This window comes from Grylomicrobium aquisgranense, assembly GCF_033971865.1.
In the GTDB taxonomy this organism is placed as follows: Bacteria; Bacillota_I; Bacilli_A; order Erysipelotrichales; family Erysipelotrichaceae; genus Bulleidia; species Bulleidia massiliensis.
In genome coordinates, this window is the sequence record NZ_JALBUR010000006.1 from 23,034 (window position 1) to 38,947 (window position 15,914).

A 15,914-nucleotide genomic window follows, 5' to 3' on the forward strand; every position below is an offset into this window, starting at 1 on the left:
TCCTTAGCGCTGTTTCTCGTGTTATTGTATCGGCTTAATGTGACGGCTGTGTGATGAATTCAGATTTTTTCACAGGCATCTGCCACCGGGGCAATGCCATCTACGATCAGATCTTCAATGGTACCGGCATCAGCAGCCTGGGCAATGCGCGGATCCAGCGGGATCTGACTCAGCACAGGCAGATTGTGTCTGGCGGCAACTTCTTTGGTATTGCCTTTGCCAAACGGATAGATCTTTTCATGGCAGTTCGGGCACTCCACGTAGGCCATGTTTTCTACCAGGCCAAGGACATTGATGTGCATCTGTTCTGCCATATTGATTGCTTTCTCGACGACCATGCCGACCAGATCCTGCGGTGTGGTCACAACGATGATGCCATCCAGCGGATAGGACTGGAAAGCGGTCAGCGGTACATCACCGGTTCCCGGAGGCATGTCGACAAACATATAGTCGACATTGTCCCAGAGCACTTCGGTATAGAACTGCTTGAGCAGGTTGGTGACGATGGCAGCCCGCCAGATCACCGGTGTTTCATCATTGTCCAGCATCATGTTGGTGCTGACAACCTGGATGCCATTCTTGGTAACAGCCGGGTAGGCATACGTGCCGTCTCCCATCAGCTTGTCATGGATACCGAATGACTTTGCCTGGCTTGGGCCGGTAATATCACCGTCAATCACAGCAGCGCGGTATCCCCTTCTGGCCATTTCTGATGCCAGCAGGCTTGTCACAAAGGACTTGCCGACGCCGCCCTTGCCAGACACAACGCCGATCATATGGCGGATGACGGTCTTATCCTTTGGTTCCAGATGGAACGAAGCCTGGCCACTGCGGGAAGCGCAGTTGCTGCCGCAGCTGTCACAGTTATGATTGCAGTTCTCCGGATTCTGATTCTGTTTCTCACTCATATTGATAATCTCCTTCAAATTCCAGAAATCATTGTAGCAGATCGCTGTTTAATTGCATGGATTGTGCATGTCTCTTCCTTCATATGGTGATCAGGTGCACATCGTGCTACAATACTCCCGTTAAAAAAGGAGGCCTATTCATGGCTGGTTATGTAGTCGTTGGAACCCAGTGGGGAGATGAAGGCAAAGGCAAAGTTGTTGATCTGCTGGGAACACATGTAAACATGGTGGTCCGCTATCAGGGCGGCAATAATGCCGGACATACGGTTGTTGTCAATGGAAAGAAGACAGTGCTGCATCTGCTGCCAAGCGGCATTCTCAATCACGATGCACTCTGTGTCATCGGACCTGGTGTTGTTGTCAATCCGTTTGTTCTGTTCAAGGAAATTGATACGCTGGAAGCACAGGGTGTCAAGTGCGATCATGTCAGAATTTCTGACCGCGCCCATATCCTGATGCCGTATCATGTCAGACTGGATGAATTGGAAGAACAGAGAGCTTCCAAATACCGTGTCGGCACCACCAAGAACGGCATTGGTCCCTGCTATGCAGATAAGTATTCCCGCATCGGTCTGCGTATGTGTGATCTCAAGGACTGGGACGTATTCCTGGATAAACTGAAGGATACGCTGGAAATCAAGAATGCCGAAATCACGAAAGTCTTTGGCGGTGAACCGTTCGTCTATGATAAACTCGTCAAGGAATTTGAGCCGATCCGTGACCGCATTTCTCCAATGCTGTGTGATGCGACGGACCTTGTCAACAAGGCTCTGGCAGACAACAAAGTTGTGCTGTTTGAAGGCGCCCAGGCAAACATGCTGGATATCAACTATGGCACCTATCCGTTTGTGACCTCTTCCTCTCCGACCGCTGCCGGTGTACTGGAAGGTGTGGGTGTCGGCCCGAAGGCACTGGATCATATCATTGGCATTGTCAAGGCATATTCCACACGTGTTGGGGAAGGCCCGTTTGTCACAGAACTTCTGGATGATACAGGAAAACTGCTGCGTGAAAAAGGTGCTGAGTATGGTGCTACAACCGGACGGCCGAGAAGAGTCGGGTGGCTGGATCTGCCGGTTGTCCGTCAGGGTGTCAGAATCAATGGCCTGACGGAGCTTGCCATCACCAAGATCGATATTCTCTCCGGCTTTGACAAACTGCCTGTGTGCATCGGCTATGACATCGATGGCAAAGTCTATGACACTGTGCCGGCATCTCTGGAAGTCTATGGCAGAGCAAAGCCTGTCTACAAGGTTTTCGATGGCTGGAAGGAAGACATCTCTCATGTCACCAGGTTTGAGGACCTGCCGGAAAACTGCCAGAAGTATGTCCGTTTCATTGAAGAATACTGCGGTACAAAGATTGCCCTTGTTTCGGTCAATCCGGAGCGTGAAGGCAATATCATTCTTTCCAAACTGATATGATTGATAAATTCCAGATTGAAATCTGTGCCGGCAGTCTGAGCGATCTGTTAACTGCGGATGCATTTGATGAAGTTGACAGAGTTGAATTCAACAGTGCTCTGGAACTGGGCGGGCTGACACCCTCCTATGGCTCTTTCCTGCAGGCAAGAGAAAAATCAAAAAAGCGCATCATCTGTATGGTGCGGCCAAGAGCAGCTGGCTTTGTCTACAACGAAGATGAAAAGAATACAATGTTCCGTGATGCCCAGCTGTTTCTGGATGCCGGTGCCGATGGCATTGTGTTTGGCTTTCTGAATCCGGATCATACAGTTGATGAAGAAACGACGGCAAAGATGGTGTCTTTGATCCATGGCTATGGCAAGGAAGCTGTCTTCCACAAGGCATTTGATGAAACACCGGATCCCTTCCAGGCGGCACAGACGCTGATCAATCTTGGTGTGCAGCGTATTCTGACTTCCGGCCAGAAGGCAGATGTCATCGCAGGGATTGATCTGTTGACAAAGCTGCAGAATGCGTATGGCTCTCAGATTGAAATCCTGCCGGGCGGCGGTGTCAAGGCTGACAACATTGTTGCCCTGCTGGATACAACCGGATGTATGCAGTTTCATATGAGTGCGAAAGAAACAAGGAATGACAGCGGCAGCTATCCGGCAGTCAGTGCTGACAATATCCGTAAAGTGCTTGTGAATCTGCAGGCTGCTCTGCATCAGGAAAATACCCTGACCAGGGAAGATCAGGATATGCTGAGAAATGACAGCTTTGAAAACATTGACTGGAATGATGAGGATGAGCGTCCCTGAGTAAGAAAAAACAGAGGTGAACCGACATACAGCGGTCCGCCTCTTTTTATGTTCTTTTGCTTTTGTTACTGCACTGCCTGCTTGGCCAGCTTTCTGGCAGTTTCGATGTCAGAGGCAATAATGACAACAATCTTGTCTGTTCCATTGTCTTCCATCACGGCATTGGAAATCTTGAAGATTTCCGTGGCATCATAGACATTTGTCTGTGTTTCCAGATTCTTGAGATAGTTCTGAATATCGGTTTTGGCATTATCGAAGTCGGTGACGTAGAAGACACCGACTGTATCAGCCGTGCCGGTGTTGCTCATCAGCACCGCTGCATCGCTGTACAGATCATCACCTGAGAAGATCATGCCTTTGACAGTGCGGTTTTTCAATTGTTGCAAAGAATCTGTCAATGACAGTTTTTCCGCGATTTCATCAGCCTCGATCAGTGCCTGGGAAGCTGTTGTTGCGGATGGTGAGGCACTGCTTTTTACGGCAGAACAGCCGCAAAGACTCAGCACCATCAATGCACAGGAAACACATTTGCGTATCTTACTGCGTAAACAGGTCATCATTTTTCTTCTCATCCTGATTAAATGCAGGCAGATCGGGCAGCTCATCCAGACTCAGCAGCTGAAACGCATCCATAAATTCATTGGTCACAGAATACAGAATCGGCCGGCCAGGTGCTTCTGAGCGTCCGTCTTCCTTAACCAGTCCTCTTGCGATCAGCTTTCGTAACATGGCATCGGCACTCACCCCGCGGATTTCTTCAATCTCCACACGGGTGACCGGCTGTTTGTAGGCAATGATTGCCAGCGTCTCCAAAGCTGCCTGGGAAAGCTGTGTTTTGACATCTTTGGAAAACAGTCTGGCTGCATAGGTATGGACAAAAGCCTTGGTCAGAAACCGGTAAATATCACCATAGCGGACAACTTCCAGGCCGCGGTCATCACTCTGCCAGACTTTCTGCAGCTGTGCAAACAGTTCTTCTGCCTGTTTTTCACTGACACCAAGGGTATCTGCTGCCTGGGCAGCTGTCAAACCCTCATCCCCGGTCACAAACAGAAGACCTTCCAGCACAGCGAGCTGTCTTTGGTTTAACTCTGCAGCAGCCTGCAGATCTGTTTCATTCTGTTGTTCTGCCAGTTGTTCACTCATGCCTTCCCTCCTTTGCCAAACCAGATCACATCATTTTCATCGACATTGAATACCAGAATGTGCAGACGGGCAAGATCCAGCACGCTGAGAAAGGTGGCAATGGCCTTTGGCAGGGAATCTCTGCAGTCATCCAGCAGTGTTTCAAAGCGGAATGTATCCGGCAGTCTGTCCAGCCTTGCCCGCACTTCCAGTTCACGGTCCTCAATTGAGATTTCCCTGACAGAAAAAGAACGCTCCTGGGGATGGCTCAGCTGAATTCTGTGCAGCATCCGCTGCATGGCCTTTAACAGATCATATGGAGATCCCTGTACCGGCTGATCTTCCCGCTGTGTGCGGTATTGATCTGCCTCCATACTGAGCGGCTTGCCCATCAGCTGCTGGCGGCTCTCAAACATCTGGGCAAGCGCAGTACTGGCTTCTTTATACTGCTGGTATTCCAACAGCCGTCTGACAAGTTTCTGACGGGGATCTTCCTCATCCTGAGGCAGCTCATCCTGCTTTCCCGGCAGCATCATCCTGCTTTTATATTCGATCAATGATGCCAGCTCTGCCAGATACTCTGAGGCAATTTCCAGATGCAGCTGCTGCATGGAATTCAGATACACCATGTACTGATCACACAGCACGCTCATATCCAGATCGAGCAGGTCCAGCTTCTTCTCTTTGATCAGATGCAGCATCAGATCCAGCGGTCCGTCAAATTTGTCAATCGTTACCGTAAACTCGTTCATAATCGAACACGATTATAACAAACCGGTTCTCAGAATACAAAACCAGCAGGCTTCCACGGTACAGAAAAAGGACTCTGTATCTGCAGAGTCCCTGAGGTTGTTACTTGACGACGATATTGACGATCTTGCCAGGTACGACAATTACCTTGACAACGTTCTTGCCTTCCAGATGCGGCTTGACGGAGTCCAGGTTCATGGCTTCCTGCTGCAGTGTATCCTTGTCAACAGTGCGGTCAGCCTCAAACTTACCTCTCATCTTGCCATTGACCTGTACGGCAATGACAGCCTTGTTCTGCACAAGTGCCTTTTCATCATATGACGGCCATGGCTCATAAGCACAGCTGCCTTCATGGTGCGTCAATGTCTGATACAGCTCTTCACCAAGATGAGGTGCAAAGCATGAGAGCATCAACACGAAATTAGCCAGCATCTTCCGGTTGACCTTGCCGTTCTTGTAGCAGTCATTGATGAAGATCATCATCTGCGAAATGGCAGTATTCAGGTTCAGTGTCTCAATATCACTGGTCACCTTCTTGACCGTATAGTTGTAGGAATAGTTCAGTGCCGGTGTTGCTTCATCGGTGACCATATCTGCATCATTGCACAGTCTGTAAACACGGTCGAGCCACTTCCTGGCACCATCCATGCCCTTTGTGGACCATGGCAGAGAGGCATCCAGCGGACCCATGAACATTTCATAGACACGCAATGCATCCGCACCATGGGAAGCAACCAGTTCATCCGGGTTGATGACATTGCCCATGGACTTGGACATCTTGACGCCGTTTTCACCAAGGATCATGCCCTGATGGAACAGCTTCTGGAATGGCTCCGGGTTCGGGACAACCTTGATATCATACAGGAACTGATACCAGAATCTTGCATACAGCAGGTGCAGGACAGCATGTTCCGCACCGCCGATGTACAGATCCACCGGCATCCAGTGATCCAGCAGTTTCTTGTCGGCAATGGCATCCGGGTTATGCGGATCCAGATAGCGCAGATAGTACCAGCAGGATCCTGCCCACTGCGGCATCGTATTGGTTTCACGCTTGCCTTTGACGCCATCGATCTCGACATTCAGCCAGTCCGTGGCATGGGCCAGCGGTGATTCACCATCATCACTCGGCAGATAGTTCGGCACAACCGGCAGTTCCAGCGGCAGATCATTCATCTCAACAGTACGGACTGTACCGTCTTCCATGTGGATGATCGGAATCGGCTCGCCCCAGTATCTCTGTCTGGAGAACAGCCAGTCTCTCAGCTTGTAGGCTACCTGGGCATTGCCGCACTTGTGCTCTTCCAGCCATGCAATCATGGCCTTGATGGCATCGTCCTTGTTCATGCCATTGAGCCACTCACTGTTGATATGCACACCGTCCTGTGTCCAGGCTTCCTTGGAGATATCACCGCCGGCCAGCACCGGGATGATCTCCAGGCCGAATTTCTTAGCAAAAGCATAGTCACGCTCATCATGGGCAGGTACAGCCATGATGGCACCGGTGCCATGGGTTGCCAGTACATAGTCAGAAATCCAGATTGGAATCTTCTTGCCATTGACCGGGTTGATGGCATAGGCACCTGTGAATACACCGGTCTTGTCCTTGTTGAGCTCAGTGCGCATCAGGTCAGACTTCTTTTCTGCTTCTTTGCGGTAAGCATCCACAGCAGCCTTCTGCTCTGGCGTCGTAATTTCTTCAACAAACGGATGTTCCGGTGCCAGCACACAGTATGTAGCACCAAACAATGTATCGCAGCGGGTTGTAAAGACTGTAAACTCCTTGTTTGTGCCATCGACCCTGAAGACAACATTGGCACCCACAGACTTGCCGATCCAGTTGCGCTGCATTTCCTTGGTGGATTCCGGCCAGTCAAGATCATCCAGGCCTTTCAGCAGCTTTTCTGCATAGGCAGTAATCTTCATGACCCACTGGCGCATCGGTTTACGGATGACCGGATAGCCGCCGCGCTCACTCTTGCCGTCAATGACTTCCTCATTGGCCAGCACAGCTTTCAGCTGCGGGCACCAGTTGACCGGCATATAAGCCTCATAAGCCAGTCCTGCCTCATACATCTTGAGGAAGATCCACTGTGTCCACTTGTAGTAGTCAGGATCACAGGTACGGATTTCTCTGTCCCAGTCATAGGAGAAGCCCAGTGACTTGATCTGCTTGCGGAAGTGGTCGATGTTCTGATACGTGAACTCCTCAGGATGATGTCCGGTCTTGATAGCATACTGCTCGGCCGGCAGACCGAAGGCATCAAATCCCATCGGGTGCATGACATTATAGCCCTGCATCCGCTTCATTCTGGCCACGATATCGGTGGCAGTATAGCCCTCCGGATGGCCTACATGCAGACCCTGTCCACTGGGGTAGGGAAACATATCGAGTACATAGTACTTTGGCTTGCTGAAATCATAGGCATCCGTCCGGAAGGTCTTGTGATCTTCCCAGTACTTCTGCCACTTCTGTTCAATCGTCTTGTGATCGTATGGCATATCGTTCCTCCTGATAAACAAAAAAGCATCCCTGATCTAAGGACGCTTGCACGTGTTACCACCTTAGTTCGCATATCATGCGCACTCTTTCCGCTTGTTAAGGCTGCCGGCTCAGCCGCTGCTCCAAAGCCCAGTTCATACTCTCTGCCATACCGGATCTCACCCACACCGGCTCTCTGTACTGTCAGAAGCAATACTACTATCTCTTTTTCTTCACAGCATGCCCATCTTACCATCAGTCATGAAAAACTTCAATGGGCCAGACCGCTCAGATCTTCCACAATCCATTTGGGATGGACACTGTCATTGATGCCGGAGTCGTAGATGGATGAGCCAAGGGTTACATAGGCAGTATCCATTTTCAGCCGGATCGCCGGAACAATATCCTTCTGGAAATCATCACCCATATACACGGCATCTTTGGGTTCACAGCCGGCATATTTCAAAGCAGAGGCCATCGTAATGACACTTGGCCTGCCAAAGTCCAGGCATTTTTTACCAGAGGCATATTCCAGCATGCGGGCAACGGCACCGCATCCTACCATTGTTTTACGAATGCCCTCATGGACGGGTGAACTGTCTGTATTGAGAAGAACGGTGCCTTGTTTCAAAAGGCGCAGTGCTTCATTGTAGTCCGGGGATGCAGCATTGGGATCATAGCCGAGAAACAGCCACTGGGGCTGCTTGGACAACAGATCAAAGCCGGCTTCCTGAAGGGATGCCTTCATGCCTCTGCCGCCAAGATAAGCAGCGGAAATGCGGTTGGGATATTCCCGTGCCACCCAGTCAATGGCAGCCATGGTGCTGGTAAAGATGACATCTGGTGAAAAGGAGGCAAAGCCAAGGCCGCGGTAATGTTCCACCATCTCGATGCGGGGATGCTGTGATTCTTCTGAAACAATCAGAAATGGTGTCTTTGTCCGCAGCAAGGCATCAATCAACGCAATGGCACCAGGGGCTGCCTGATGGTTTTTTTCCAGTGCTGTTCCAGCAATCAGATGACATTTCCGTAACATTCTCTCTCTCCGCACAGGCAATTGTACCACAACCAGTGCTTCTTCTTATGCTATGATAGAGCCCGTTATGAAACGTACCAGAAACATCCTGTTAACGATTGTCATGATCCTTGCCCTGCTGCTGTTCAGCCTGTACGATGCCTTTTTTGCAGCCCCCAGAAATTACCGGGTCCGTCATGAAACCATTGCGGCCGAAACCATTCCGGAATCCATGGATGGCATGAATATCATCTTCTTCTCGGATCTTGATTATGGGACCTTCATGGATCAGACAAGAATGACAAAGCTGGTAGACAAGATCAATCAGTATGCGCCGGACATTGTCATCTTCGGCGGCGATCTGTTTGACACCGGCGTGACACCGGATGATACAAGCACGGCACAGGTGCAGCAGCTGCTTGCGGATATTGATGCGCCGTATGGCAAGTTTGCCGTGTATGGTGATTTTGACCATGAATCCGAAGATAAGCTGAATGCGGTGTCCTCCATTCTGACCCAGGGAGGCTTTGAGGTATTGGACAATCGTTCCGTCTCACTGCATCACAAGTCCATTTCCTCCATTTCACTCGTCGGCATTGATTCTGGTGTCAATGGCAGTCCGGATATCACCGCTGCCTACAGTTCCGTGTCCCATACCAACTATGTCATCACAGTATGCCATACTCCGGATACCGCCGATTATGTTCCGGCTGATCTGACCAATCTGTTTCTGGCCGGCCATTCTCATGGCGGACAGATTTACTGGCTGTTTGGTGCCTACTACACGCCGGCTGGTGCTGAGCAGTATTTCCGCGGCAAATCAGAAGTATCCAACAGTTTCACCCTGGACATTACCAATGGTGTCGGTACAACCGGTAAAGATGTACGCTTCCTTGCCAATGCCGAGATTGTTTCCTATAAACTGAAATGCACAAAGAAAAGTGAGCCAACAAGTCAGCCCACTTCTGAAAGTACATCTGGCAATGAAACAAGTGCTTCCGCATCACCGCAAGCCACAGCTGCAGCTTCTGAGAGTGCACAGGCATCCTCTTCTGCTTCTGCCGCAGCACAGTAATTCTGATCCTATTCTGTTGCCAGGTGGAAGTGCACAAATGCTTTGGCCAGACCATCCTGGTCAATCGGTGCTGTAACATAATCAGCAGCTGCCTTGACATTATCATTGGCATTGCCCATGGCAACACCGATGCCTGCATACTGCAGCATCGTAATATCATTGGCACCATCACCAAAGGCCATGCACTCTTCTCTTGCAATGCCGTATTTGGCAAGCATGCGTTTGACACCTTCCGGCTTACCGCCGTCTTCCGGAATAATATCGGCAAAAGCAGGTGTCCAGCGGGCGGACTTGCAGCCAGGAGCATGGCTGATGAATTCCGGATCTTCTTCAGCAGGAATATACGGGCAGATCTGGTATGTCTCATGAGACAATGCACGATGGACATCCTCCACCGGCAACATTCTTTCGGTATGGCCGATCTCTTTGAGATAGTTGTAATAGTCCTGGTTGAAATGGATGTCATAGGCATAGTCCAGTTCATAAAACGCACAGTTAAACTGCTTGTCCATAAGCCAGGGAACAAGCTTTTCCATGGCGGACATGGGCAATGGCTCCTGATGCATCACCTGTCCTTTTTCATCCAGACAGTACTGCCCGTTCAGCAGTACCTTGCCATCCCAGGGAAAAGTACGGAATGATTCACATAATAACGACATCTGAATGGGCGGTCTGCCTGAGGCAATAAACAGGCGGATCCCCTTTTCTTTTGCCTGATGCAGCACCTTAAGAGCACTGTCAGGAATCTCATGCGTATCAAAACGGATCAGTGTTCCGTCAATATCAAGAAAGACTGCTTTGATCATCACAAAACCTCCCGTTCAACTTTAACAGAAAAGCACAAAAAAGCCCGTGCTTTTTATACACGGGTTAAGCAATCAGTTCCAGAAGATGAACAGATCTGCCAGACGGGTAAAGAAGTTGCCCTTGTCAGAGCTCTCCTGTACATCCGATGTATCATCAGATTTGGAAGCTGCATCCTTCTCGGTATCCGCTTCACTCTTGACGGTAGAAATCTTGTAGATGAACTTGACAGTGCCATCCGTGCCATCCGAGATACCTGAATAGTTCACATAGGCATCATCGTCATTCTGGATGTCAGAGATCAGCTTGCTGGCTGTCTGCAGATTGTCAAGATCACTGTTCTGGGTCAGCTTGGAAATTCCTTCTTCATTATACTGTACTAAACCATCATACAATGTCTTAGCACCATCAGATAACTGTGTAGCACCATCAGATAGTGTCTGAGTACCATCTTTTAATGTCTTAGCGCCAGAACTTAAAGATTCTGCACCAGTATTTACTTTCTGAATTCCTGCATTCAATGTATCAGCACCACTTGTCAAAGCAGTTAAACCAGCAACAAGCTGAGTACTTCCTGTATAAGCAGACTGTACATGTGCTGTATATGTTTCTAACCCTGCCACAAAGGATCTGACATCCTGTAATTGTTTTGTGACACCTGCAAGCTCACTCTTTAATTCAGGAAGAGCCAATGTATTCAACATGCCATTAATAAGACTTTGATTTTCTTCCTTATTACCATCAGTAATCATGTTCTTGACATTAGTTGCTGTAGTTACATCTGCACTGGCTCCCTTAAATGCATCGCTTGTACTACCAGCATCTCCGTGTAATTCACCGGCAATTGTGACTAGTATAGCCTGCTGTGTAGCATCTGTAATCTTCATAGATTTTAATGTAGCACAAATACCTGAATAGATAACTTCATTAGAATAGGTCGCCTGTGTTCTCATCCCCTTCAATACACTCTGAACAGTTTCATCATGAATACCACGCTGTGTCTGATCTGCTGGAATATTGTTGATAATATTTTCTATAGCAGCAAGATTATCAGATTGAATCTGATGGGATGCAATAGCTAACCAAACAGCCTCTGCCTGAGCATTTGTAACAGTAACTCCAGTTGCTGCTTTTATAGTGTTACCAGTAGTAGAAATACTGGATTCATATAAAGCCAGATTTAAAATGGAATCTATTTTTGAAAAATCGTTTTTACCAATCAGTGCAGCATCATTTTGAGCTGTAGCAACCGCATTTGCAGTCTCTAATGATGCTGTGTTACTCTTTAAAAAATTCTTAATATCTTCTTCAGAAGTACATCCGTTAGAAGCACACATATATAAGATACCGTTAAATGTTGACTCATCTAAAGGACCCGTCTGCGCTTCTACAGCAGAACGAATTTTCTGTTTAGCCTGAGCGCGCATATCATTGTTGATATTATTGTAATCACCAAGTACATCAGCGTAGTTATCCCAGGTCAATGTGATTGAATTATTTTTTAACTGTTCTCTTAACTGAGTCTGTGCTGAAGATAATACTGCATCTGCAATCTTATTTGCTCCTGAAACAAGAGTATCATTCTTGGAAACAAGCTGTCCAAGACCAGCCTGTAATGCAGCAGCACCAGCTGATGCCTGATTTGCTCCATCAACCAATGCCTGACCACCTTCAGCCAGCTGACTTGTACCATCAGTTAATGTAGATGTACCATTGACTAATGTACCAACACCATCATTAACCTGATTTGCTCCATCCTTCAACTGATCTGCACCTTCATATAAAGCTTTAGATCCATCAATCAGTTTCTGTGTAGCTGCATCAAGTTCATCAAGCTGATCAAACAAATCAGTTGTATCAAAGGCACCGTCATCTTTGAGTTCACCCTTCAAAGCAGACAGATCTGTGCTGGCTGCCATCATCATGGTCGGAGACTCAAAGTCTGTTACATCTGCTTCAATTGTGACCGTATCAAACAGGTAGTCATTCAGGCTGGACAGATCTCCTGTCAAAAACTGACCGATAGAGTCCTTCATGCCCGGCATCATGACAGCCAAGGCAATGCTGTGAGAAGTGTCTGTGGATACAGTACCATGATCAATCTTGACGTTGGTGAAGTGATCCTGATCCGGCATGCCGCCGGCGGCGACATAGAACGGCTGGCAGACTGTGTAGGTCTTGCCATCAATGGTATACTGCTTGGTCTGCGTGTTCTTGATGTTGAAGGTCATGGACAGATGGCCGCTCTTGCCAACGATGTCCTTGGGGTCTACGGTCTTGCCATCAAGCTTGTATTCAATGGTTGTATCCAGCGGCAGTGCCTTGGTTGTCTTGCCCTGGTAATAAATATCTGTATCTGTTGTGGTCCATGTGTAGCCATCGGAACTGGACTGTACCGGATCATCACTCTTGAGATTCTGTACGTTCTTGAGATCAGATTTATCCTGGTAGTTGGAGAATCCATTTGCGTTGTGGAGCTGATCGGATACCGTCACGCTGGATACGGAACCATCCGCATTGAGTACGACATAGACGGATTCATCTTTGGTTGTGCCGTCTGATGTTGTATCTTCTGCATTAACAGGCAGTGCGCCTGTAACAAGCAATGTACCTACACCAGCAAGTGTTGTTGCCTTGATGATAAACTTTTTCATGCTTTAGCCTCCTCTGCTGCAGCTTTCTTTACTTCCTTTTTCTTTCCTTTCTTCTGTGCCCATCCAACTGTTGTCTTGCGAATAATCGGTTCAAAGATAATCAGCAGGCAAGGCAGAACGAAGATAATCACAACCATGGAGATGAGTGCGCCTCTTGCGATCATCAGACAGATACTGCTGAGCAGTTCCATTTTGGAAACAAAGGCAACACCGACGGTAGCAGCGAAGAATGTCAGGCCGGATGTCATGATGGACTGCGAGCAGTTTTCAATCGAGATCTGAGCTGCTTCAAACTTGTTGTGGCCGCGCCGTTCCTCTTCTTCAAAACGGGTTGTCATCAGGATTGCGTAGTCAACGGTTGCACCAAGCTGAATGGTACCGATCACGATACTTGCAATGAATGGAACCACGGTGCCAGTAAAGTATGGAATTGCCATATTGATGATGATGGCGGATTCAATCGATGCGACCAGCATGATCGGAATTGTGAAGGACTTGAAACTGATGGCAATGATCAGGAATACCAGGGCAATAGATACCCAGTTAACGGTCTGGAAATCGACATTGGCAATTTCAATCAGGTCCTTGGTCATTGGTGCTTCACCAGTTATGACGCCGCTGTCATCATAGCTCTTGACGATCTTTACCAGATCTGTAATCTGCGTGCTGGCATCATCTGTTCCTGCTTTATAGGAGGATGTTACCATGATCAGCTTCTTTCCATCTGTTTCAAACACATCAGTCAGATCACCCGGCAGCATATCACCTGGGATTTCCGCATCCACCAGATCATCAATGCCAAGCACACTCTTGACGCCTTCGACATTGCGCATATCCTTTTCGAGCGACTTAACCTGATCAGACTTCATGTTGTCATCCACAATCACGAAGATACTGGATGTCATACCGAAGTCTTCCTTCATCTTGTTGGTGCCGATCTTGCCGGTCATTGTATCAGGCAGTGAATCTGTCAATGTGTAGTAGTTCTGCACTTTTGGATATGCCAGGCAGAAGACAAAGAAGATGGCACAGAAGATGGCTGTGATCTTCTTGTAATGCTTTGGTACATAATGGCTGACTTTGACAAGCTTCGGGATGACAGTACGGTGGGTATGGCGCTTGATCACCCTTCTGAAGCACAGCAGCAGTGACGGCAGGATTGTGACCGTGGAGATCAGGCCCAGGACAACACCTTTGGCCATGACCAGACCGATATCTCTTCCTAAGGTCAGACGCATCACGCACAGAGCAATGAAACCGGCGATGGTTGTCAAAGAGGAAGCAGAGATGGAAGTTGCCGTATTGCGGATGGCATGTTCCATCGCTTCAAAGTCATCTTTACACCAGTTCTGCTCCTCCTGATATCGTGACAGCAGGAAGATGGAGTAGTCCATCGTCACACCCAGCTGCAATACCGTGGCGAGTGCTTCGGTGATGTAGGAAATCTGGCCGAAGATGATGTTGGTGCCGAAGTTGTACAGGATCGGGAACAGCAGACCCAGCATGAACAGGAATGGCACAATGTTGTTCTTCAGTGCCAGCCACAGAACAACCAGACATGCACCAACCGCGATCAGAATGTAGTATGGCATTTCCTGGTCAACGATGGCTTTTGTATCCTGCAGGATGATGGACATGCCGCCGATATAGGCTTCTCCCTGGCAGATTACCTTGATCTTGGCCAGAGCGTGCATGGTCTGCTGACTGGATGCAATATCATCAAATGTGACAATCATCATCGTTGCATCCTTGTCATTGTTGAACATGGCATCATACAGATCATCCGGCAGTACCGACGGTGATACAGATTCATCCAGAACATCGGAAATCCAGAATGTCTTTCTGACACCGTTCACTTCTGAGATTCTCTGTTTGAGATCCATCAGCTGTGCCGTCGGCATGTCTTCTACTGTAATGATGGCAGTAGAGGCAAGATGGAAATCATCTTCCAGATATGTTTCACCTACCATGGAATCAAGATCCGATGGCAGGTATGTCAGAATATCGTAATTGATCTTTGTGGCGGCAGCGCCAAACAGGCTTGGAATCAGCAGTGCCACTGCAATTACCAGAATCAGTTTGCGGAACTTTACCACAAAGTGCGCAATCTTCTTCATAGACCCTCCCTCCATGATGAAATGACTCTTGGTCATTACTCAACACACAGCATTATAGTAAATAATCATAATGGTTCAATTGAAAATAATGACGATTAGTCATTTTAGCAAATCTGTATATCTGGCGTGTAGTATAATACGTTCATGGAGAGAAAAAACATGCCAAACGTGATCCTGCAGAAAAAACTGGAGAAAAGAAAAAAGCTGCTGGACAGCAGCTATGAGTTATTTGTGGAAAAAGGCATTTCAAATGTTTCGATTGCCGAGATCTGCCAGAAAGCAGGCATTGCAAAGGGCACGTTCTATCTGTATTTCTCATCCAAGGAAGACATTGCCAGAGCGCTCAACCGGCGCATTTCCTTCACCCTGATGCAGAAAGCATATGATGAGGTGAATCGGAACCGCAAGGATACCTTTGCGGACAATGTCATTACAATGGCTAATTTCATCATCGACTATTTCCATGCCGATACCGAAACCCTCAAGATGATGCGCAAGGACTTCATCTTTCCATTAACCGTCGATGACTTTGACAACAGTACCAATCCTCTGATGATATCCCTGCGCCAGGAGATCAGCGATTATGCCAGGGTGTCCGGCTATTCCAACCATGAGATTCTGTTCCGGCTGTATTCCCTGCTTTCCATGATTGCCGGTATCTGCCATTCTGTAATCATTGACCACTTTCCTGATACAGATATCGATGATCTCAAACCGGTTCTCTTTGATATGATCCGCAAAGCCATTCAGCCCTGAATGG

Annotated in this window: 13 protein-coding genes; 4 read left to right on the plus strand and 9 right to left on the minus strand. The window is 48.2% G+C overall.

Translation table 11 applies throughout. The features are described 5' to 3' along the window. Nucleotides 1-59 precede the first annotated feature (59 nt). Entirely contained in the window at nt 60-908 is an 849-nt protein-coding gene (locus tag MOZ60_RS03710) for an Mrp/NBP35 family ATP-binding protein (protein WP_370595683.1), read from the minus strand. Between the two features lie 140 nt (nt 909-1,048). Here MOZ60_RS03710 and MOZ60_RS03715 point away from each other — a divergent pair, with 140 nt between their 5' ends. Together MOZ60_RS03715 and MOZ60_RS03720 are read left to right on the plus strand one after the other, a co-directional pair. After that, nucleotides 1,049-2,332, plus strand: a complete 1,284-nt coding sequence (locus MOZ60_RS03715) for an adenylosuccinate synthase (protein ID WP_277652621.1) — start codon at nt 1,049-1,051, stop codon at nt 2,330-2,332. Beyond that, nucleotides 2,329-3,132 carry a copper homeostasis protein CutC gene (locus MOZ60_RS03720; protein ID WP_370595684.1) on the plus strand — a complete coding sequence of 268 codons (804 nt, stop codon included), beginning with the start codon at nt 2,329-2,331 and terminating at the stop codon, nt 3,130-3,132. The genes MOZ60_RS03715 and MOZ60_RS03720 overlap by 4 nt, the downstream gene beginning before the upstream one ends. 65 nt (nt 3,133-3,197) lie before the next feature. Here the strand turns inward: MOZ60_RS03720 and MOZ60_RS03725 are convergent, their stop codons facing one another. From MOZ60_RS03725 to MOZ60_RS03745, 5 genes are all read right to left on the minus strand, one after another. Beyond that, complete coding sequence (locus MOZ60_RS03725; RefSeq protein WP_370595685.1) at nt 3,198-3,692, minus strand: DUF4358 domain-containing protein; 495 nt, start codon at nt 3,690-3,692, stop codon at nt 3,198-3,200. Next, nucleotides 3,670-4,278: an SMC-Scp complex subunit ScpB gene (gene scpB / locus MOZ60_RS03730; RefSeq protein WP_370595686.1), complete on the minus strand. Its 609-nt coding sequence runs from the start codon at nt 4,276-4,278 to the stop codon at nt 3,670-3,672. Before scpB ends, MOZ60_RS03725 begins: the two co-directional genes overlap by 23 nt. Further along, entirely contained in the window at nt 4,275-5,009 is a 735-nt protein-coding gene (locus tag MOZ60_RS03735; RefSeq protein WP_370595687.1) for a segregation and condensation protein A, read from the minus strand. The genes scpB and MOZ60_RS03735 overlap by 4 nt, the downstream gene beginning before the upstream one ends. A 100-nt stretch (nt 5,010-5,109) precedes the next feature. Next, entirely contained in the window at nt 5,110-7,509 is a 2,400-nt protein-coding gene (leuS, locus tag MOZ60_RS03740; RefSeq protein ID WP_370595688.1) for a leucine--tRNA ligase, read from the minus strand. A 251-nt stretch (nt 7,510-7,760) separates the two neighbouring features. Further along, nucleotides 7,761-8,525 carry an HAD-IIA family hydrolase gene (locus MOZ60_RS03745; protein WP_370595689.1) on the minus strand — a complete coding sequence of 255 codons (765 nt, stop codon included), beginning with the start codon at nt 8,523-8,525 and terminating at the stop codon, nt 7,761-7,763. 67 nt (nt 8,526-8,592) lie between these two features. Between MOZ60_RS03745 and MOZ60_RS03750 the strand changes: the two genes are divergently transcribed. Continuing rightward, on the plus strand, nt 8,593-9,579 hold the full coding sequence (locus tag MOZ60_RS03750; protein WP_370595690.1) for a metallophosphoesterase: 987 nt from the start codon (nt 8,593-8,595) through the stop codon (nt 9,577-9,579). Nucleotides 9,580-9,587: 8 nt separating this feature from the next. Here the strand turns inward: MOZ60_RS03750 and MOZ60_RS03755 are convergent, their stop codons facing one another. The 3 genes from MOZ60_RS03755 to MOZ60_RS03765 all read right to left on the minus strand — a co-directional run bounded on the left by MOZ60_RS03755 (nt 9,588) and on the right by MOZ60_RS03765 (nt 15,154). Then, nucleotides 9,588-10,385 carry a Cof-type HAD-IIB family hydrolase gene (locus tag MOZ60_RS03755; RefSeq protein ID WP_370595691.1) on the minus strand — a complete coding sequence of 266 codons (798 nt, stop codon included), beginning with the start codon at nt 10,383-10,385 and terminating at the stop codon, nt 9,588-9,590. A 72-nt stretch (nt 10,386-10,457) separates the two neighbouring features. Continuing rightward, the gene (locus tag MOZ60_RS03760; RefSeq protein WP_370595692.1) at nt 10,458-13,037 is read right to left on the minus strand and encodes a hypothetical protein; all 2,580 of its coding nucleotides are present in this window, start codon (nt 13,035-13,037) and stop codon (nt 10,458-10,460) included. Then, entirely contained in the window at nt 13,034-15,154 is a 2,121-nt protein-coding gene (locus MOZ60_RS03765) for an efflux RND transporter permease subunit (RefSeq protein WP_370595693.1), read from the minus strand. The genes MOZ60_RS03760 and MOZ60_RS03765 overlap by 4 nt, the downstream gene beginning before the upstream one ends. A gap of 159 nt (nt 15,155-15,313) precedes the next feature. Between MOZ60_RS03765 and MOZ60_RS03770 the strand changes: the two genes are divergently transcribed. Next, a complete protein-coding gene (locus tag MOZ60_RS03770) occupies nt 15,314-15,910 on the plus strand; it encodes a TetR/AcrR family transcriptional regulator (RefSeq protein ID WP_370595694.1) in 597 nt (198 codons plus the stop codon). Nucleotides 15,911-15,914: the final 4 nt, after the last annotated feature.